The organism is Streptomyces sp. CA-243310 (assembly GCF_050936775.1).
GTDB lineage: Bacteria > Actinomycetota > Actinomycetes > Streptomycetales > Streptomycetaceae > Streptomyces.
Genome location: NZ_JBNJMF010000001.1, coordinates 1333639 through 1351936, shown reverse-complemented (window position 1 = coordinate 1351936; position 18298 = coordinate 1333639). Strand labels below are relative to the sequence as shown.

The window sequence follows — 18298 nt, the reverse complement described above, 5'->3', positions numbered from 1 at the left end:
CGCGGCTCACTCCACGGTCTGGCGGCCCTCCGGGAGGGCGCTGCACGAGCTGCGGAAGGAGCACCGTTTGCAGTGCTCGCCGGCGGCGGGCGTGAACCGCTCGTCCAGGACCCGGCCGGCGGCGTTGGCCAGCAGGTCGCCCACCCACTCGCCTTCGAGGGGCTGCTGCGCCTGCACCTTGGGGACCTCGTCGCCGCCGTCCTTCTTGGGCGCGCCCTGGCGCAGCTGGACGAGTTCGGCGCCGCCGGGGTCGGGGCGCACGCCGTCGAAGGCCTCGTCGACGGCGCCCTCGCGCACGGCGAGCTGGTAGACGGCGAGCTGGGGGTGGCGCGCGACCTCGTCCTTGGTGGGGGCGGCCTTGCCGGTCTTGAAGTCCACGACGTAGGCGCGGCCCTGCGGGTCGGCCTCGACCCGGTCCATGGAGCCGCGGATCCGCACGGCGAACTCGCCCGCCTCCAGCGTGACGTCGAAGTCGTGCTCGGTGGCCACGGACTCCCGGCCGCCCCGGTCGGTGGTGTGCCAGCGCAGGAAGCGTTCCAGGGCGGCGCGGGCGTTCTCCTTCTCCTGGCGGGACTTCCAGGGGGCGTCGAAGGCGAGGGCGTCCCAGACGGAGTCGAGGCGCTCCATGAGGACGTCGAGGTCGGCGGGCGTACGGCCCGAGGCGACCTCGTCGGCGAGGACGTGGACGACGTTGCCGAAGCCCTGGGCGGCGGTGGAGGGGACGTCGGCCTTGACCTCGCGGCCCAGGAACCACTGGAGGGAGCAGGTGTTGGCGAGCTGGTCCAGGGCCGATCCGGACAGCGCCACGGGGCGGTCCCGGTCGCGGAGCGGGACGCTGCTGCGGGTCGGTTCGTACAGCCCCCACCAGCGTTGCGGGTGCGCGGCGGGGACCAGGGGGCGGTCCTCGTCGTCGGTGAGCACGGCGAGGCGGGCGAGCCGGCGGGCCGCGGCGTCGCGCAGGGCCTCGGAGGCCTCGGGGTCGACGGTGGTGGCGCGCAGTTCCGCGACGAGCGCGGGGACGGCCAGGGGGCGTCGGGGGCGGCCGGTGACGTCCTTCGGGGTGACGCCGAGTTCGGTGAGGAGGCGGGAGGGCTGGTCGCCGTCCTCGGCGGGGGCCTTGACGGCGGTGACGACGAGGCGCTCGCGGGCCCGGGTGGCGGCCACGTAGAACAGCCTGCGTTCCTCGGCGAGGAGGGCGCCGGGGGTGAGGGGTTCGGCGAGGCCGTCGCGGCCGATCCGGTCGGCTTCCAGGAGGGAGCCGCGCCGGCGCAGGTCGGGCCAGAGCCCCTCCTGGACGCCGGCGACGACGACGAGGCCCCATTCCAGGCCCTTCGACCGATGGGCGGTCATCAGTCGGACGGCGTCGCGGCGGGTCGCGCGGGTGGTGAGGGTGTCGGCGGCGATGTCCTCGGCTTCGAGCTGTTCGAGGAAGTTGAGGGCGCCGCGACCGCCGGTGCGGTCCTCGGCGCGGGCGGCGGTGTCGAAGAGGGCGCAGACGGCGTCGAGGTCCCGGTCGGCGTTGCGTCCGCCGGCGCCGCCGCGACGGGCGCCGCGTTCCAGGCGCTGCGGCCAGGGGGTGCCGTCCCACAGGGTCCACAGGGCCTCTTCGGCGGTGCCGCCGCCCTGGAGCAGTTCGCGCGTCTTGCGCAGGAGCAGGCCGAGGCGCTGCGCGCCGCGGGCGTGCGCGGGGTCGTGCGCGACGAGCCGCTCGGGTTCGGCGAGGGCGCGGGCCAGCAGGACGTCGGAGGGCGCGGGCACCTTGACGCCCGCGGCCCGTTCCTCGTCGCGCAGGGCCCGGCCGAGGCGGCGCAGGTCGGCGGCGTCCATCCCGCCGAGCGGGGACCCGAGCAGGGCGATGGCGGCCTCGACCCCGACCCAACCGTGGTCGGCGGTGTCGGTCTCGTCCCGGGCCGGGTCCGAGGGGGGCGCGGAGGCGGGGTCGTCCGACGCGGCGGCGTCCCCGGCGGCGCCCGCTTCGGCTTCGGCAAGGGGTTCGGCGTCGGCCTCGGCTCGTCCCTCCGGGCGCTCGTCGTCCGGATCCGCGGGATCCGCGGGATCCGCGGGTGCCTGCGGGCGGGCGGCGGCCGTGGCGGTGATGCGCAGGGCCGTGAGCAGGGGGGCCACGGCGGGTTCGTGGCGCAGGGGGGTGTCCGTGCCGTCCGTCTCGGCGGGCACGCCGGCCGAGACGAGGGCGCGGCGCATCGCGGGAAGGGTGCGGCCGCCCGCGCGGACCAGGACGGCCATTTCCTGCCACGGCACGCCGTCCTCCAGGTGGGCCCGGCGCAGGATGTCCGCGATGTTGTCCAGTTCCGCCCCGGCGGTGGGGTACGTGTACACCTCCACCCGGCCGCCCTCCCGCGTGGCGCGCAGGTCGCGGTGGGCCCGTACCGCCGCCGAGGGCAGCCGCGGGACGGGCATGCGGGTGGTGAGGAGGCGGGTCGCGGCGAGCAGTTCCGAGGAGGAGCGCCGGCCGACCGTGAGGGCCCGGACCCGGGCGCCGGGGAAGGAGGTCTCGAAGTCCAGGACGTTGTTGATGTCGGCGCCGCGGAACGCGTAGATCGACTGGTCCGGGTCGCCGAAGGCGATCAGTGTGCCGCCGGGTCCGGACAGGGCGCGCAGCAGTCGCAGCTGGGAGGCGTCCGTGTCCTGGTACTCGTCGACGAGGATCACGTCGTGGGACGAGGCCAGGGACGGGGTGCGTTCGGCCAGCAGGACGGCGCGGTGGAGGAGTTCCGCGTAGTCGAGGGTGCCCTGCATGTCGAGGACGTCCAGGTACTCGGAGAGGAACGCGGCGGCCGCCTTCCAGTCCGGGCGGCCGATGCGGTCGGCGAAGTCGGACAGGGCCCCGGGGCCCAGGCCCAGTTCGCGGGCGCGCGCCAGGACGGCGCGGACCTCGTCGGCGAACCCGCGCGTGGTCAGGGCGGCGCGCAGGTCGTCGGGCCAGCGGATGGAGCGGATCCGGCGCTGGCCCTCCAGGAGGGTGCGGACCATGACGTCCTGCTCCGGCCCGGACAGCAGCCGCAGCGGGTCGGCGAACAGGTCGGTGTCCTGGTGGGCGCGGACCAGGCCGTAACAGTGGGAGTGGAAGGTGGTGGCCTGCGGGGCCCGCGCGCCACCCAGGCGCAGGGCGGCCCGGTCGCGGAGTTCGACGGCGGCCTTGCGGCTGAAGGTGAGGATCAGGATGCGGGAGGGGTCCGTGCCGGCCTCGACCCGGGCGGCGGCCGCCTCGATCAGGGTGGTGGTCTTCCCGGTACCGGGTCCGGCCAGGACGAGCAGTGGTCCGGTGGTGTGGTCAACCACCGCCCGTTGCGCTGCGTCCAAGACAGGGGGAGCCACCCGTTCCGGCCCGGTGCGCACCAGGCGGTACGCGTCAGGAGTCCGCGTACGCCGCTCCGAGCGGTCGGAAGGAGAGGTGATCACGTGGTGTGCCGGTCCTGGTGGGTCTTTCGTCACCGCGGTTGCTGCGACGGCTGTGGTTGCCTCGGCGGCCTCGCCGACCGCGGTCCCGACCGTCGTGCCGAGCGTCGCGTCGGTGGCGACTGCGGCGAGGACGGCGAGGGCGGCGGCGACGGCCGAAGGGGCCACGCTACGCCACCCGCGCCGGCTCCCGCAGTCTCCCCGGGCGGCTCCCGGCGTCGCCTCGGGGGGTCGTCACGTCGTCCCCCGTACGAGCCTTCGACCGCCCGCGCCGGCTCCGCGTGCCGGAAGCTGTCAGATGTGACCCTCGTCGCCTTCGCCCGGTCCCTGCCGCCCGTCCCAGCGTGCCCGGCGCATCGCCAGCCGGGGTTCGCCGCCGGCCGTGTCGCGCAGTGGGGTGCCCTCGGCGCGGTAGTGCTCCAGGGCCCGGTGCTCGCTGCCGGGCAGGGGTCTGCCGTCGGCCCTGACCACGCGCCACCAGGGCACGGCTCCCCCGTACAGGGCCATGACACGGCCGACTTGGCGTGGTCCGCCCGCCCCGATCCACTCCGCGACGTCGCCGTACGTCATCACCCGGCCGGGCGGAATCCGCTCGGCCGCCTCCAGCACCCGCTCCGCGTACTCGGGAAGCTCTTCGCTCATTCGGGACATGGTGCCGCACGTCACCGACACCACGACGGAAGGTTTCCTTCCGCACCGGCGCGCACCCTGCTGCCCCGCACGGCAGCCGGTCCGTGCCACCATCTTGCGGGCGGTGACTGGTGATACGTGATCAAGAAGAGACGGATGTGACGGCGAAGGAGCAGGGTGTGAGCCCTCCGGACGGCGCGACGGCTGATGACGGCGCGCGCCCAGACGCGCACCCGGACGCGCCCCGCGAGATGCCCGACGACAGGTCCGACGTGCCGAACGCCGGCGCCGACGACACGGCCGGCGACCGGCCCGCCGACGGGCCCGGGGACCCCTCCCGCGACCACGCGGACGACCACTCGGACGAGGGTCCCCGCGACGAGCGGGACGCGGCCCGCCGCGGCGGACACCACGGTCTCGACCCCGACCACGGGCGGGTCGACGACTTCGACAACCCGGAGCGACCGCACGGTCACGCCCCCACCGCCGCCGACCAGGTCGAGGTGGACGAACCGCTGCTCGCGGCCCGCGTGCACCGCCCGTCCGACCTGGTGCGCCTGCTGGTCGGCATCCTCGGCATCGCCGTGGTCCTCGCCATCGCCGCCTTCGCCCACGGCACCACCGCGGGCCTCGAGGAGGACATCAGCAACGGCACCGGCCAGGCACCCGACCTGTTGATCAAGGTCGCGGGTCTGGTGTCGAGCATCGCCGTGCTGCTGGTGCCCGTCGCCTTCGCGATCGAGCGGCTCATCAAACGCGACGGCCTGCGCATCGCGGACGGCGTCCTCGCCGCCGTCCTCGCGCACGGCGTCACCCTCGCCACCGACCTGTGGGTCTCCCAGGCCGCCTCCGCCACCATCCAGGACTCGCTGACCCTGCCGACGGGGACCGCCGGCGCCCTGACCGACCCGGTGCACGGCTACCTCGCCCCGGTCATCGCCTACATGACGGCCGTCGGCATGACGCGCCGGCCGCGCTGGCGGGTCGCCCTGTGGGTGGTGCTGCTGCTCGACGCCTTCGCCATGCTGGTCAGCGGGTACACCACGCCCCTGTCGATCGTCCTGACCGTCCTCATCGGCTGGACCGTCGCCTACGGGACCCTGTACGCCGTCGGCTCCCCGAACGTCCGCCCCACCGGGCAGAACCTCCTCGCCGGTCTGCGCCGGGTCGGCTTCCAGCCGGTGAGCGCGATGCGCGCCGAGGCCCCGGACGGCCCGGAGGCCTCCGAGGTGAGCGACCGGGGCCGTCGGTACCACGTGACGCTGGAGAAGGGGCCGCCGCTCGACGTCACGGTCGTCGACCGCGAGCAGCAGGCACAGGGCTTCTTCTACCGGGTGTGGCGCCGACTCACGCTGCGCGGCATCACCACCCGGCGCAGTCTCCAGTCGCTGCGTCAGGCGCTGGAGCAGGAGGCCCTCCTCGCGTACGCCGCCATCGCGGCCGGGGCGAACGCGCCCAAGCTGATCGCGACCTCCGAACTCGGTCCGGACGCCGTGATGCTCGTGTACGAGCACCTGGGCGGCCGCACCCTCGACTCCCTGGCCGACGGGGAGATCACCGACGAGCTGACGCGCAACGCGTGGGAGCAGGTGAAGGCCCTCCAGTCGCGGCGGATCGCGCACCGGCGACTGACCGGTGACGCCCTCGTGGTGGATCGTTCCGGCAAGGTCATCCTCACCGACCTGCGCGGCGGCGAGATCGCGGCCGGTGACCTGGTGCTGCGCATGGACGTCGCCCAGTTGCTCGCCACCCTCGGCCTGCGGGTCGGCGCCGAGCGATCGGTGGCCTCGGCGGTGTCCGTGCTCGGCCCCGACGTGGTCGCGGACTGTCTGCCGCTGCTCCAGCCGATCGCGCTGAGCCGCTCCACCCGGGCGACGCTGCGCAAGCTCGCCCGTGAGCGGGCCGACCGGGAACGAGAAGCCGTACTGGAGTCCTCGCGGGCCGCGAAGGCGGCGCGCGAGGCCAACGCCTCGGCTCCCGCCGAGGCCACGGCCGCCGACCGCAAGGCCGAGAAGCGGGCCCTGGACGACGCGCTCGACGAGGCCCGCGAGGAGGATCTGCTGAGCCAGATCCGCCGGCAGGTGCTGCTGCTGCGCCCCCAGGCACCGGTGGAGCCGGCCCGCCTGGAGCGGATCAGGCCGCGCACCCTCGTGTCGTTCATCGCGGGCGCCTTCGGTGCGTACTTCCTGCTGACGCAGTTGGCCCACGTCGACTTCGGAACGATCATCTCGCAGGCCCAGTGGGGCTGGGTGGGGGCGGCGCTGGCCTTCTCCGCCCTGAGTTACCTCGCGGCGGCGATGAGCCTGTTGGGCTTCGTGCCCGAGCGGGTCTCCTTCCTGCGGACGGTACTGGCGCAGGTCGCCGGGTCCTTCGTGAAGCTCGTCGCCCCGGCGGCGGTGGGAGGTGTCGCGCTCAACACCCGGTTCCTCCAGCGGTCGGGCATCCGGCCCGGACTCGCGGTGGCGAGCGTGGGCGCGTCCCAACTGTTCGGGCTCGCGAGCCACGTCCTGCTGCTGCTGTCCTTCGGCTACCTGACCGGGACCGAGAAGACCACCGAGATGACCCCGTCCCGGACGGTCATCGCGGGCCTGCTGACGGTGGCGGTGCTGGTGCTGGTGGTGACGGCGGTCCCGTTCCTGCGGAAGTTCGTGGCGACCCGGCTGCGGGCACTGTTCGCGGGGGTGGTGCCGCGCATGCTGGACGTGCTCCAGCGGCCGAAGAAGCTGGTGACGGGCATCGGCGGCATGCTGCTGCTGACGGGCTGCTTCGTGATGTGTCTGGACGCGTCGATCCGGGCGTTCGGCGGCGGCCAGGCCATCAGCTACGCCAGCATCGCGGTCGTGTTCCTCGCCGGCAACGCGCTGGGCTCGGCGGCGCCGACCCCGGGCGGCATCGGGGCGGTGGAGACCACGCTGACGCTGGGTCTGATCGCGGCGGGGCTGGATCGGGAGATCGCCTTCTCCTCGGTGCTGCTGTTCCGGCTGATGACGTTCTGGCTGCCGGTGTTGCCGGGGTGGATCTCGTTCAACTTCCTGACCCGCAAGGAAGCCATCTAGCCGCTCGGGGCTCGGGGAGTACGGCTCGGGGAGTACGGCTCGGAAGGCGAGCAGAAGCGTGAGCAGCGGGGCCGCGGACCGCGGAGCCGACGATCCGGAAGGCGCCGACGACCGGGACCTTCACGCCGCGGCCCGGCGGCGCGACGGCGCGGGCCGGGCGGCCCGCGCAGGGCGGACACACCCGCGGCGGGAAGCGGCGCCGATCGGCGCCCCACCCGGTTGGCTCATCGCACGCGCGGACCGGCCCGTTCGCGCACAGGATGGGTGCATGCCGAGAAACGCCCTGCGGGTCACCGCTGCCGCCGCCCTCGCCGCCGCGCTGGTCAGCACCAGCGCCTGTTCCGACGACGGGAGCAAGGACAAGAAGACCGGGGGCGGCAGTGCCTCGGGCGCCACGTCCCTGAAGTGGGGTGACTGCGATCCCCCCACCGCCGCCGAGGGCGGTGGACAGGCTCCGGGCAAGGACTGGCAGTGCGCCACGCTCGATGTGCCCCTCGACTACGCCAAGCCCGAAGGAGAAACGATTCCTCTGGCGCTGATCCGGGCCAAGGCCCGCGATCAGGACAAGCGGATCGGTTCCCTCGTCTTCAACTTCGGCGGTCCCGGCGGATCGGGCATCACCACCCTCCCCGGCGCCGCCAAGGAGTACGACGGCCTGCGGCGGCGGTACGACCTGGTCAGCTTCGACCCTCGCGGGGTGGGCCGCAGCGCGCCCGTCCGCTGCGAGAACGACAAGCAGTTGGACGCGTACTACGCCTCCGACTCCAGCCCGACCACACCGGAGCAGGAGAAGGTCTTCCTCGACAACATCAAGAAGTACCAGCAGGCCTGCTCGACCAAGTCGGGCAAGCTGCTCCCCCACGTCGGAACCGAGAACGCCGCCCGCGACCTCGACCGCATCCGCCAGGCCCTCGGCGACGAGAAGCTGAACTACTTCGGCATCTCCTACGGCACCGAACTCGGCGGGGTCTACGCCCACCTCTTCCCGAAGAACGTCGGCCGGGCCGTCTTCGACGCCGTGGTCGACCCGACCAAGACCTCGGAGGAAGGCTCGCTGGGCCAGGCCAAGGGCTTCCAACTCGCCCTCGACAACTGGGCCCAGGACTGCGTGGACCGCGGCGACGCGTGCCGGCTCCAGGGCAGCAGCGTCAAGGAGATCGAGGACAACATCGTCAAGCTGCAGAAGCAGTTGGCGGCCAAGCCCATCCCCGGCATCGGCGACCGCGAGCTCACCGAGTCGGCCGCGACCAACGGCATCGCCCAGTCCCTGTACTCGACGGAACTGTGGCCGCTGCTCGAACAGGGCCTGGACGAGGCCGAGGGCGGCCAGGGCCAACTGCTGATGGCGTTGTCCGACGCGCTCAACGGTCGGGACCAACAGGGCCGGTACAGCAACATCGGCGCCGCGAACACGGCGATCAACTGCGCCGACTCCAAGGAGCGTTACTCGCTCGCGCAGACCAAGGCCAAGCTCGGCGAGTTCCGCGCGGCCTCGCCCGTCTTCGGGGACTTCCTCGGCTGGGCCCTGATGAGCTGCACCGGCTGGCCGGTGGCCGGCGCCTGGGACACCCCCGACGTCTCCGCCCCCGGGGCCGCCCCGATCGTGGTGATCGGCAACACCGGCGACCCGGCCACCCCGTACGAGGGCGCGCGCAAGATGGTCGAACGGCTCGGCCCGGGCGTCGGCGTGGAGCTGACGTACAAGGGGCAGGGCCACGGCGCGTACAACAGCGGCGACCCCTGCGTGCAGAAGGCGGTGGACACCTACCTGCTGGACGGGAAGGTGCCGGCCACCGGCACCGTCTGCACCCGGAGCGAGTCGGCCACGCCGACGCCGCAGCAGCCGGTGGCCCCCGAAGGCACCTGACTCCGACAAGCGGGCGCTCCCGCAGGCCGGCACGCCCCAGGGCCCCCACCGCGCTCGCGGTGGGGGCCCTGGGGCGTGGTGCGTTCGGGGTGGACCTAGTAGACCGGCTTGTCGGGCTCGATCTGGTGCACCCAGCCGATGACGCCGCCGCCGACGTGGACCGCGTCGGAGAAGCCCGCCGACTTCAGGACCGCGAGGACTTCCGCACTGCGGACACCCGTCTTGCAGTGCAGGACGATGCGCTTGTCCTGCGGCAGGTCCTGGAGGGCGGTGCCCATCAGGAACTCGCCCTTGGGGATCAGCTTCGCGCCGGGGATCGAGACGATCTCGTACTCGTTGACCTCGCGGACGTCGATGATCTCGATGGGCTCGTCGTTGTCGATCCACTCCTTGAGCTGCTTGGGAGTGATCGTCGAACCCGCGGCGGCCTCCTGGGCCTCCTCCGACACGACGCCGCAGAAGGCCTCGTAGTCGATGAGTTCCTTGACGGTCGCGTTCGGACCGCAGACCGCGCAGTCGGGGTCCTTGCGGACCTTGACCTGGCGGTACTGCATCTCCAGGGCGTCATAGATCATCAGACGGCCGACCAGCGACTCGCCGACGCCCGTGAGGACCTTGATGGCCTCGGTGACCTGGATGGACCCGATCGACGCGCAGAGCACGCCCAGCACGCCGCCCTCGGCGCAGCTCGGGACCATGCCCGGCGGCGGCGGCTCCGGGTACAGGCAGCGGTAGCACGGCCCGTGCTCGGACCAGAAGACCGAGGCCTGGCCGTCGAAGCGGTAGATCGAACCCCACACGTACGGCTTGTTCAGCAGCACGCAGGCGTCGTTGACCAGGTAGCGCGTGGCGAAGTTGTCCGTGCCGTCGACGATGAGGTCGTACTGGCTGAAGATCTCCATCACGTTCTCGGCTTCGAGCCGCTCCTCGTGAAGGACCACGTTGACGTACGGGTTGATGCCCAGCACGCTGTCGCGGGCCGACTCGGCCTTGGACCGGCCGATGTCCGCCTGACTGTGGATGATCTGGCGCTGGAGGTTCGACTCGTCGACCTCGTCGAACTCCACGATGCCCAGGGTGCCCACGCCGGCCGCGGCCAGGTACATGAGCGCGGGAGAGCCGAGGCCGCCGGCGCCCACCGCGAGCACCTTGGCGTTCTTCAGGCGCTTCTGCCCGTCCATCCCGACGTCCGGGATGATCAGGTGGCGGGAGTACCGACGGACCTCGTCAACGGTGAGCTCGGCAGCCGGCTCAACCAGGGGTGGCAGCGACACGGGGACTCCAGGGTCATCCCCGCAGCCGCGGGGAGCATCAAAGGTTTGTTCTGTTCCGTAACACTGCCACGCCCCACTTCATTCCGAGACACACGTCCCGATCCGCGAGACGATTTCGTCCCAGTACCCGGGCATCGAGGCCCAGGGGTCCCGCGCCGGGGTGCCGCGCCGATCCGTGAACCAGACCGTGCCGGCGCCCTGCCACCGGGCGATGCGCACGGCCTCGTCCAGGTGGGTGCGCGGAACCCCGTGCACCAGGTGGCAGAAGAGTTCCGGCGGGTACTCGGCCGTCCACTCCGCGACCTGCGACCAGCGGTAGTCGGCCCAGGTCCCGGAGAAGGTGACCAGCTGATCTGCGGTTTCGGCGTAGCCGGCGTACGGGTGCGTGCCGTGCCCGAGCACGACGCGCAGTCCGTCGCCGAGCCCGCGCAGGGTCTCCACGACCCGGCGGACACCCTCCAGGTCCGCCTTGTCGCAGGGGGTGTCGGCGAGGTAGAAGCCGCCCACCCCGTACCAGTCCCGGAAGCGGTGGGCGTCGGAGATCAGCTCCCCGAACGCGCGCGTTCCGTCTCGCATCGCGAGATGGCCCACGACGGTGCCGCCCGCGCCGCGGAGCTTCGCGGTGGCCTCCGTGCAGTGCGGATCGGGGCGCCCGCCCGGGCCGTCCGAGACGTTGAGGACGGCCCAGTGCAGGGGGGTGCCGGGCCGGGTCAGCTCGGCCCATTCCACCGGGGCGAGCAGCGGGTGCGCGTACCCGGGGATGCCCAGGCCCATCCGGCCGGCGCCGGTGGCCGCCGAGGTCGCCTCCGACGTGGTCAGATGCGGCACGCCGCCTCCATCCAGATGTCGGCCAGCGACTCCTCCAGGGCGATCCGGGGGCGCCAGCCGAGCCGGTCGCGGGCGGTGCGCACGTCGGCCTGCTGCCAGGCGCCGCAGCCGTCCGGGTACGGGGCCTGCGGGGCGGACGCGGCCAGTTGCTCGGCCGTGGCCTCGGAGCGCGGCGACCCGATGGCGGCGAGGCCCGGCGGCCGGCCCGGGTGGGCGTGCGGCTGTTGCGGCAGGTCGAGTTCGTGCAGGGCGCCCCCGTAGCCCGCGACCCGGGCGAGCACGCCGGCCGCCTCGCGCAGGCGGACCGCGCGACCGGTGCCGATGTTCACGACGCCCTGCGCGGCGGACAGCGAGGCCGCGTGGACGGCGCGCGCGACGTCGCGTACGTCCACGAAGTCCCGCTGCACCCCGAGCCCGCTGAGCTTGAGCTCGCCGTCGCCGGACTGCATGGCGCGCCGCATGGCCTCGGCGAGCCGGCCGAGCGGGGAACCGGCGGGGGTGCCGGGTCCGACGGGCGAGAAGATCCGCAGCACGACGGCGTCCAGCCCGGAGCCGAGCACCAGCTCGGTCGCGGCCAGCTTGCTGACGCCGTACGGTCCGCCGGGTCTCGGGACGGCGTCCTCGGCCGTGGACGATCCGGGCTGGCTGGGCCCGTACTCGGCGGCGCAGCCGAGCTGGACCAGTCGGGCCCCGCAGCCGCTGCGGCGCAGCGACTCGCAGATGGTGGCGACGGCGACGGTGTTGTGCCGGGTGAGTTCCCGGGCGCCGCCGCGGGTGGCGCCCGCGCAGTTGATGACGACGCCCGGGTGGACGGCGTCGAGGAAGCGGGTGAGCGCTCCGGGGCTGCCGGTGGCGAGGTCGAAGCGGACGTCCGCGTCGTCTCCGCGGCCGAGCGCGGTGAGCTGTACGGCGGGGTCGGCGAGCAGTCGGTCCGCGACGTAGCGGCCGAGGTATCCGTTGGCTCCGATCAGCAGCACCCTCATCGCGCGGCCCCTTGGTTGTTCGGCTGGCCGGTCATCCTGTTTCTCCTTGGGTGGTGGGGTCGACATGGGGGTACAACGCTTCGGCGTCGGCTCCGAAGGGCTCAGGGGCGCGCGTGTGCGGACGCACGGGTCAGCGCGCGGAAGGCGTGGACGAGGAGTCCCGCCGCGGCGGCGCACTGCACCGCCGGGATCGGGACGAGGGCGAGGGCGAGGGCCCCCGCCACGGGCACGCGGTGGGCGCCGTGCCCGAGCAGCAGCCGGGTGAGGAACAGCAGCGCCGCGAGCGGCAGGGCCGCCGCGAGCGGGGTTCCGGCGAGCACGGCCGCCCCCGTGGCGGCCGCGACGAAGCCGGTGACGGCCGCGGCCAGCAGGGGTCGGATGCCGTCGGCGAAGTCCTCCAGGGCCCGGCTCCCCGCGAGCCTGCGTCGGGCCCGTGCGGCGAAGCCGGCCCCGATCAGGTACCCGGGGGCGGCGGCGACCGCGAGGGCGACGCCGAGGGCGGGGCCGTGCCGGTGGACGGCCCAGCCGACGGTGGCCGCCGCGAGCAGGTGGATCAGGCCGGGGAACCGCCCCCCGGCGGTCCGCCCGGGCCACACCAGCACGGCGACGGTGGCCACCGCCGCGAGCGGTCCGGCGTAGGGGACCCCGGCGGCGGTCGCGGCGAGCGCCAGGGCCCCGGGGAGTAAGGAGTACCCGAAGCCGCGCAGGACGACCGGGGAGGTGTCGACGGCGTCGGGCGGGGTGGGCGGGGCGTCCCGGCGCGGGGTCCGCGCGTACAGCTCCTCGGCGAGCGAGAAGACGTCCCGGTGGCGGAAGCGGGCGGCGGTGCGGTCGGTGATGCCGTGGGCCTCCAGCCCTGCGGCGATCTCCAGGGGGTCGACGGCGCGTTCGCACAGGGCGCGGTGCCGGTGCAGCAGTGCCTTGACCGGATCGCCGGCGGGTCTGCGCCGCGGCGCGACCGGGGTGACGTGCTCGACGCTGGTGCCGGTCATACCGCTGCCTCCGTGTTCGCGGCGGGAGCCGACCCCGCGTTCGGCTCGACGGGCCCGGGGCCGGCCGCGGGCCCCGGGGCCGGCTCGGGTACCGACGCCCAGGTGGGTGTGGTCCAGTGCCCGGGGACGCGCGCCTCGGGCGGTCGGGAGAACGGGACCTCCCCGTCGGGCCGGGCGGAGCCCCGGGCGAGGAGCCGCAGGTAGCTCTCCCGGAAGGCCTCGACGTTCTGTTCGACGGTGAACAGCTCCAGGGCGCGGGCCCGGGCGGCGGAGCCGAGCCGCTGGGCCCGCTCGGGGTCCCGCAGCAGCGACAGGCAGGCGTCGGCGAGCGCGCGCGGGTTGCGGGGCGGTACGACGAGGCCGGTTCCGCCGATGACCTCGCAGACGGCACCGACGTCGGTGGAGACGGTGGCCCGGCCGCAGAACATCGCCTCGGCGAGGGTGATGGGGAACCCCTCGATGACGGAGGACAGCACGACGACCCGGCCGGTGCCGTACGCCTCGGCCGAGGAGGGGGCGTCGGGTCCGCCGATCTCCTCGAAGGTGACGGGGTTCTCGCCGACCGCGTGGGCGTCGGCCGCCTCGTCGGGGAAGAGCTGGGCCGCGAGCGAGCGGCAGTCGGCGAGGTAGTCCGGCGCCACGGCCGTGGCGAAGATCCGCAGCCGGGTCCCCGGCGCGACCTTGCGTACCTCCGCGAAGGCGTGCAGCAGGGCGATCAGGTCCTTGGCGGGCTCTATCCGGCCGACCCACACCAGCGTGTCCGGGTCCCCGCACTCCGGGTCCTCACCGACGGTGGCGAATCGGTCCGCCTCCATCCCGGGGTAGACGGTGCGCATCCGTTCGCGGACGGCTCCGCAGCGTTCCTGCCAGCGGCGGGCGTGGGCGTTTCCGGGGGTCAGGAGGTCGGCCCGGGCGTAGATCTCGGCGGCGAGCCGGGTGTGGAAGGCGGCCAGGAGGGCCCGTACCGCGGGGCGTTCCTCCTCGGAGTGGTCGAGGTAGTGCGCCCGGAGCCGGACCCCGTACTCGGTGACCAGGAGCGGCACCCCGAAGAAGCGTTTGGCCAGCAGTCCGGGGATCGCCGCCACCCCGCCCGCCGTCGCGTGGCAGACGTCGACCTGTCCGAGGTTCTCGTACCAGTCGAGGGACAACGGCCGCAGCGCACGCTCCAGTTCGTCCACGAACTCCAGCAGGTCCCGCACCTGGGCGTTCTGCACGGTGCGGCTCGCGCCCGTCGCCCGGCACGCCGACTCCACCGCCCGCACGGCGGTCTCGGACCGCAGGGCCGCGTACATCCCGCCCTGTTCCCGGGCCAGTTCGGCCAGCCCGTACAGCCCGGCGGCGAAGGGTTCGGACTCTCCGGCGCAGATGCCTCGGACCAGGTCCTTGAAGCAGGCGGCGAACCGTCGCCGCTCACGCCGGGAGTGCGTGCGACCGTCGTCACCGGGGGCCCACAGCGGGGCGGTCCGCACCCGCGTGACCTGGCGCGGGAGGGGCACCTTGCCGCGCTCCTCCTGCTCGGCGCTGCGACTCAGCGCGTACAGCTCGAACTCGTGCTGCGGCAGCCCGCGCACGAGCCGGTCGCACCACAAGCCGGCCTCTCCCGTGGCATACGGATAACCACCTTCCGTGAGCAGTCCGATCCGCACGAGTGGCACCCCCGATCTCCCGTCGCGAGCGGCCTCCGTCGGTCCGGGGACCCGCTGCGGAAGAAACTCAAGCGGATAAGCGGATGGCGCGACGGACGGTTGTCCGTCGCGCCACCAGAAGGGGTGAAGAGTCGTAACTTTCCCGTACGGTTCGCGTTCGAGCACGCTAAAAAGGGCCTGCGGCCCTTCTGCCGCAGGCGGCGGGGCACGAGCGCCGCGGCCCCGGCGCGATCCGGAAGAGACGACTCAGGCGTAGGCATCCTGTCGCGCGGAACGCCGGTCCCCGGCCCGCTCCGGTTCCAGGGCCGGGACGGCCGCCGGCGGGTGGCGGTCGTGGTGGGCGACCTCCAGCCGTGAGGCCTCGCGGGGGACGAGGGTCGTACGGACGGCGTCACCGCGGACGGTGGAGGCGAGCACGGTGACGAACGGCGTCCCGGCGGGCAGCGGGAGGTCCCGGCGCGGGGGATCGCGCCGAATCGGGGTCATGTCGAAAAGGGGGCCGCCTGTGGGCGGACGCACCCGGGGCGCGGCGAAGAACGGTGAAGGGCGTCGCGCGCTCAGTCAGGCGTCAGCGACAGAAGATGTCGGCCACGCTGTGCGCGGCCACACCGAGGAGCGCCGACGCCATGGCGGCGCTCGCGGCGGTGGCGTGGCGGTGCGACATGCGGAGAAGAGTCTGCCGACCATCGGACGGCCTGCCGTCGCCGGACATCAACTCCCGGGAAAGACCCACGGGTTGGCCTTGCACTGGATGTTGTCGATGTTGAGCGACTTGGTCTGCTGCTGCATGATCGGCGCGAGCTCGCCGGGCGTGCGGCAGTTCACGTGCCCGTGACCGAGCCGGTGTCCGACCTCGTGGTTGATGAGCATCTGGCGGTACGCGAACATCTGGTTCGCGCCGTAGGTGGGCGAGCCCTGCGCCCAGCGGAACGCGTTGATCATCACGCGCTCGGTGGAGGCGGAGTCGCAGGACACGTTGTCGACGGTGGTGTCCAGACCCGACTTCGCGCACCACACGCCGGTGGTGCCCGGACTGGCCAGGGTGATCACGAAGTCGGCCTCGCCGCCCGGCACCCGCTCGAACGTCATCGCACCGTTGTGGCTCCAGCTCCGCGGATCGTTGAGGGTGCGGTGCACCGCCTCCGCGAAGAGCTGGGCATCCAGCCCCAGCTTCTGCTCCACGTCCACCCGGTAGCGCACGAGCTTGCCCTTGCCCGGTGCCTTGGCCACGCCGGGCACGGTGTCGAAGGTGCCCGGGCCGGCCAGCTTCGCGTCGATCGGCAGTTGCAACGCCATCTTCTGGTCGTACGTCAGCTCCACCGGCGCCGGGGCCGGCGCGTCGGGCTTGAGGCGGTCGTCAGAGCGGGAGGCCGGCGACTGCCCGGGAACGGCCCGGCCCTGGCTGTCCTCGGGGCCGGCCCGCGTCTTCCCCTTGCCCGCTTCGCCCTCGGCGATGACCTGTGTGGCCACCACGACGGCCAGCACGGCCGTGACGGCCGCCGCGGCCACCCCGGTGTAGGCGCGGATCTTCCTGCCGCGACCGGCGACCGGCTTCTCGGGGGTGTCGCCGCCCGCTTCGGGGGCGGCCTCGGGCGTCCGGGGACCGGGGATCAGCCCCTGCGCGCCGGTGGCGACGCGAGCCTCGCCGGGATCGGCGGCCGGCGGCGCGGCCGGCGCGACGGTGACCTTCGGGAAGCCGACGGCGGGGGCGCCGAAGGCCGGGGTGTCGCTGTTCCGGGCCGGCGGAGCCGCCGTCCGGGCCCGCGGGACGCCGGGTCGGTCCACGAACCCGGAGCCGGTGTCGGTGACGGCGCTCGCGCCCCACGCCCCACCGGGCTCGCGCTGCTCGGGATGCCCGACGGGCCGCGCCCGGGGCGCCTGCGGGGCGGGGGACGCGAATCCCCGGTGGGTGACCGTGGGTTCGGGTACCCGAAGGCCGGCCTGGCCGGCGCCGGCCTGCGGGAGGTACGGCGGCGGCTCCCGGCGGGGCGCGGGCGCCTCGTACTGCCCGAAGACCCCCGGCTCGTCGAGGAGCGCCGGGGTCTCGGAGACCCGGTTTCCCGCGTCCGCGAAGACGCCGGGCGGATCGAACGCCTCGAAGGGCGTGGGCTCCGCGGGCGGCGCGAGCCGCTCCGGGACGGAGTCCTTGCGACTATGTCGTCCCACGCGCCTCAGCCTCTACCATCTTCTTCGGTGTGTGTCAGTTCTTGTGTGTCTTGCAACAACTCCCGGAAAGCGGCCGCGACCACCTCGGGGTACTCCATCATCGCCACGTGACCGGCCTCCGGCAGACACACCAGCCGCGAGCCGCGAAAAGCGGCGGCGGCCTTGCGCGCCATTCGGTACGAGACCAACTGGTCCCGGCCACCGTAGACCAACAGGGTGGGCGCGAGCACCCGTTGGGCCTGACGCCACAGCCCGTGCTGCCCACCGAGGGTGTAGGCGTCGACGATCCCGCGCGATGAAAGGGTCATCGCCTCCCAGAAGTAGGGGAGCGCCATGCGGCGCGCCATCTCCTCGACGGCCGCCTCGAATCCCTCCGGTGTCACCCGTGTGGGGTCGCCGTAACAGAGGCCCGTCACCCCCCGGGTGCGCTGCTCCGCGCTCAACCCCCTGGTGAGGCGCAGCAGCAGGGACGCCATGCCCGGCACGGCCAGCAGGGCGGTCGGCACCGCCGAGCGCTGCACGCGCAGTTCGGGGAGCGCGGGCGAGACGAGCGTCAGACTGCGCACCAGGTCGGGGCGGGCGGCCGCGACCCGGGTGGAGACGGCTCCGCCGAGCGAGTTGCCGAACAGGTGCACCGGTCCGCGGCCGGCCGCGTCGAGGTGTCGGATGACCGCGCGGGCGAAACCGGTGATCGAGTAGTCCCGGTTCGCGGGGGGCGGGGACCAGCCGAAGCCGGGCAGGTCGACGGCCTCGCCGTCCACCTCGTCGGCCAGACGCTCCATCAGCGCCGACCAGTTCTGCGAGGATCCGCCGAGCCCGTGCACGAACAGCGCGGGCGGCAACCCCTCCTTCGAGGAGGGCCGGAATCGCACGTTCAGCTCCAGGCCGGGGAGCCGCTCCGTACGCAGACGCTCTCCCTCGGCCACCCGGACGTCTCCCACCTGGGAGGACGCCTCGACGGTGGACCGCACACCCGGCAGCTCGGTCGAAGACATGGGGCAATGTTACGAGACGATCACGCTCGACCCCTTGTGTCGGCGGTCACAGGACCATCTGGCGTCGCGGTCGCGATCCTCCTAGGCTCGTAGGTACGAGCGAAGGCGAGGGGAGCGCGATGACTGTCGACCCAGCCGAACCGGACACCTTCCGGGAGCGGCTCCGGGAGGATCTCGACCCGGAGACGCCCGAGGCGGATGCCGCGGAGCAGCACATCGAACTCCAGCCCCTCGAAGACGACCCGCTCACGGGGGCCGACCTCGACGAGGCGACCGACGGGGACGCCGCCGAGCAGGCCCGGGTGGTCCCCCTGGACGAGGACGACTACCGCTGACCGCTGCGGAAAGGCGCTGACCAGCGGGTCAGGGTGGTCCGTACCGCGAGAAAACTCGGCTTGAACCCACCAGATCCGGTTACCGAAAAGTACGATGGCGGCGCGGCGC

Annotated in this window: 14 protein-coding genes; 3 read left to right on the top strand and 11 right to left on the bottom strand. The window is 73.6% G+C overall.

Translation table 11 applies throughout. The annotated features are described in order from the left end of the window. Nucleotides 1-6: 6 nt before the first annotated feature. Together ACQEVM_RS06455 and ACQEVM_RS06450 are read right to left on the bottom strand one after the other, a co-directional pair. Nucleotides 7-3357 carry an ATP-dependent helicase gene (locus ACQEVM_RS06455; RefSeq protein ID WP_433079841.1) on the bottom strand — a complete coding sequence of 1117 codons (3351 nt, stop codon included), beginning with the start codon at nt 3355-3357 and terminating at the stop codon, nt 7-9. Between the two features lie 354 nt (nt 3358-3711). Continuing rightward, complete coding sequence (locus ACQEVM_RS06450) at nt 3712-4059, bottom strand: MGMT family protein (protein WP_053680505.1); 348 nt, start codon at nt 4057-4059, stop codon at nt 3712-3714. 239 nt (nt 4060-4298) lie between these two features. Between ACQEVM_RS06450 and ACQEVM_RS06445 the strand changes: the two genes are divergently transcribed. Together ACQEVM_RS06445 and ACQEVM_RS06440 are read left to right on the top strand one after the other, a co-directional pair. Then, nucleotides 4299-7103 carry a lysylphosphatidylglycerol synthase transmembrane domain-containing protein gene (locus ACQEVM_RS06445; RefSeq protein WP_433079839.1) on the top strand — a complete coding sequence of 935 codons (2805 nt, stop codon included), beginning with the start codon at nt 4299-4301 and terminating at the stop codon, nt 7101-7103. 268 nt (nt 7104-7371) lie between these two features. Continuing rightward, entirely contained in the window at nt 7372-8970 is a 1599-nt protein-coding gene (locus ACQEVM_RS06440) for an alpha/beta hydrolase (protein ID WP_433075950.1), read from the top strand. A gap of 95 nt (nt 8971-9065) precedes the next feature. On the opposite strand, the gene moeZ is transcribed toward ACQEVM_RS06440, so the two are convergent. From moeZ to ACQEVM_RS06395, 9 genes are all read right to left on the bottom strand, one after another. Continuing rightward, entirely contained in the window at nt 9066-10244 is a 1179-nt protein-coding gene (gene moeZ, locus ACQEVM_RS06435; protein ID WP_433075947.1) for an adenylyltransferase/sulfurtransferase MoeZ, read from the bottom strand. A 78-nt stretch (nt 10245-10322) separates the two neighbouring features. Next, on the bottom strand, nt 10323-11072 hold the full coding sequence (locus tag ACQEVM_RS06430; RefSeq protein ID WP_433075945.1) for a spherulation-specific family 4 protein: 750 nt from the start codon (nt 11070-11072) through the stop codon (nt 10323-10325). Next, nucleotides 11060-12055, bottom strand: coding sequence for an NAD-dependent epimerase/dehydratase family protein (locus tag ACQEVM_RS06425; protein ID WP_433075943.1), 996 nt, complete (start codon nt 12053-12055; stop codon nt 11060-11062). Before ACQEVM_RS06425 ends, ACQEVM_RS06430 begins: the two co-directional genes overlap by 13 nt. Before the next feature lie 101 nt (nt 12056-12156). Further along, nucleotides 12157-13047 carry a hypothetical protein gene (locus ACQEVM_RS06420; RefSeq protein ID WP_433075941.1) on the bottom strand — a complete coding sequence of 297 codons (891 nt, stop codon included), beginning with the start codon at nt 13045-13047 and terminating at the stop codon, nt 12157-12159. Beyond that, nucleotides 13044-14693, bottom strand: a complete 1650-nt coding sequence (gene pelF / locus ACQEVM_RS06415; RefSeq protein WP_433075939.1) for a GT4 family glycosyltransferase PelF — start codon at nt 14691-14693, stop codon at nt 13044-13046. Before pelF ends, ACQEVM_RS06420 begins: the two co-directional genes overlap by 4 nt. A 246-nt stretch (nt 14694-14939) precedes the next feature. Beyond that, nucleotides 14940-15179, bottom strand: a complete 240-nt coding sequence (locus ACQEVM_RS06410) for a hypothetical protein (RefSeq protein WP_433075937.1) — start codon at nt 15177-15179, stop codon at nt 14940-14942. Nucleotides 15180-15261: 82 nt separating this feature from the next. Beyond that, nucleotides 15262-15357, bottom strand: coding sequence for an Ms4533A family Cys-rich leader peptide (locus tag ACQEVM_RS06405; protein ID WP_433075935.1), 96 nt, complete (start codon nt 15355-15357; stop codon nt 15262-15264). A gap of 47 nt (nt 15358-15404) precedes the next feature. Then, complete coding sequence (locus tag ACQEVM_RS06400) at nt 15405-16859, bottom strand: DUF3152 domain-containing protein (RefSeq protein WP_433075933.1); 1455 nt, start codon at nt 16857-16859, stop codon at nt 15405-15407. Between the two features lie 5 nt (nt 16860-16864). Further along, nucleotides 16865-17854: an alpha/beta fold hydrolase gene (locus ACQEVM_RS06395; protein ID WP_433075931.1), complete on the bottom strand. Its 990-nt coding sequence runs from the start codon at nt 17852-17854 to the stop codon at nt 16865-16867. Nucleotides 17855-17973: 119 nt separating this feature from the next. Between ACQEVM_RS06395 and ACQEVM_RS06390 the strand changes: the two genes are divergently transcribed. Continuing rightward, nucleotides 17974-18189: a hypothetical protein gene (locus ACQEVM_RS06390; RefSeq protein ID WP_351762200.1), complete on the top strand. Its 216-nt coding sequence runs from the start codon at nt 17974-17976 to the stop codon at nt 18187-18189. The last annotated feature ends 109 nt before the right edge of the window (nt 18190-18298 follow it).

What these genes read in the sequence shown, in the direction of transcription:
- ACQEVM_RS06395 (WP_433075931.1), bottom strand. Translation starts at nt 17,854, where the DNA reads ATGTCTTCGACCGAGCTGCCGGGTGTGCGGTCCACCGTCGAGGCGTCC.
- ACQEVM_RS06410 (WP_433075937.1), bottom strand. Translation starts at nt 15,179, where the DNA reads ATGACCCCGATTCGGCGCGATCCCCCGCGCCGGGACCTCCCGCTGCCC.
- ACQEVM_RS06390 (WP_351762200.1), top strand. Translation starts at nt 17,974, where the DNA reads ATGACTGTCGACCCAGCCGAACCGGACACCTTCCGGGAGCGGCTCCGG.
- ACQEVM_RS06440 (WP_433075950.1), top strand. Translation starts at nt 7,372, where the DNA reads ATGCCGAGAAACGCCCTGCGGGTCACCGCTGCCGCCGCCCTCGCCGCC.
- ACQEVM_RS06450 (WP_053680505.1), bottom strand. Translation starts at nt 4,059, where the DNA reads ATGAGCGAAGAGCTTCCCGAGTACGCGGAGCGGGTGCTGGAGGCGGCC.
- ACQEVM_RS06405 (WP_433075935.1), bottom strand. Translation starts at nt 15,357, where the DNA reads ATGTCGCACCGCCACGCCACCGCCGCGAGCGCCGCCATGGCGTCGGCG.
- ACQEVM_RS06420 (WP_433075941.1), bottom strand. Translation starts at nt 13,047, where the DNA reads ATGACCGGCACCAGCGTCGAGCACGTCACCCCGGTCGCGCCGCGGCGC.
- ACQEVM_RS06425 (WP_433075943.1), bottom strand. Translation starts at nt 12,055, where the DNA reads ATGAGGGTGCTGCTGATCGGAGCCAACGGATACCTCGGCCGCTACGTC.
- ACQEVM_RS06445 (WP_433079839.1), top strand. Translation starts at nt 4,299, where the DNA reads ATGCCCGACGACAGGTCCGACGTGCCGAACGCCGGCGCCGACGACACG.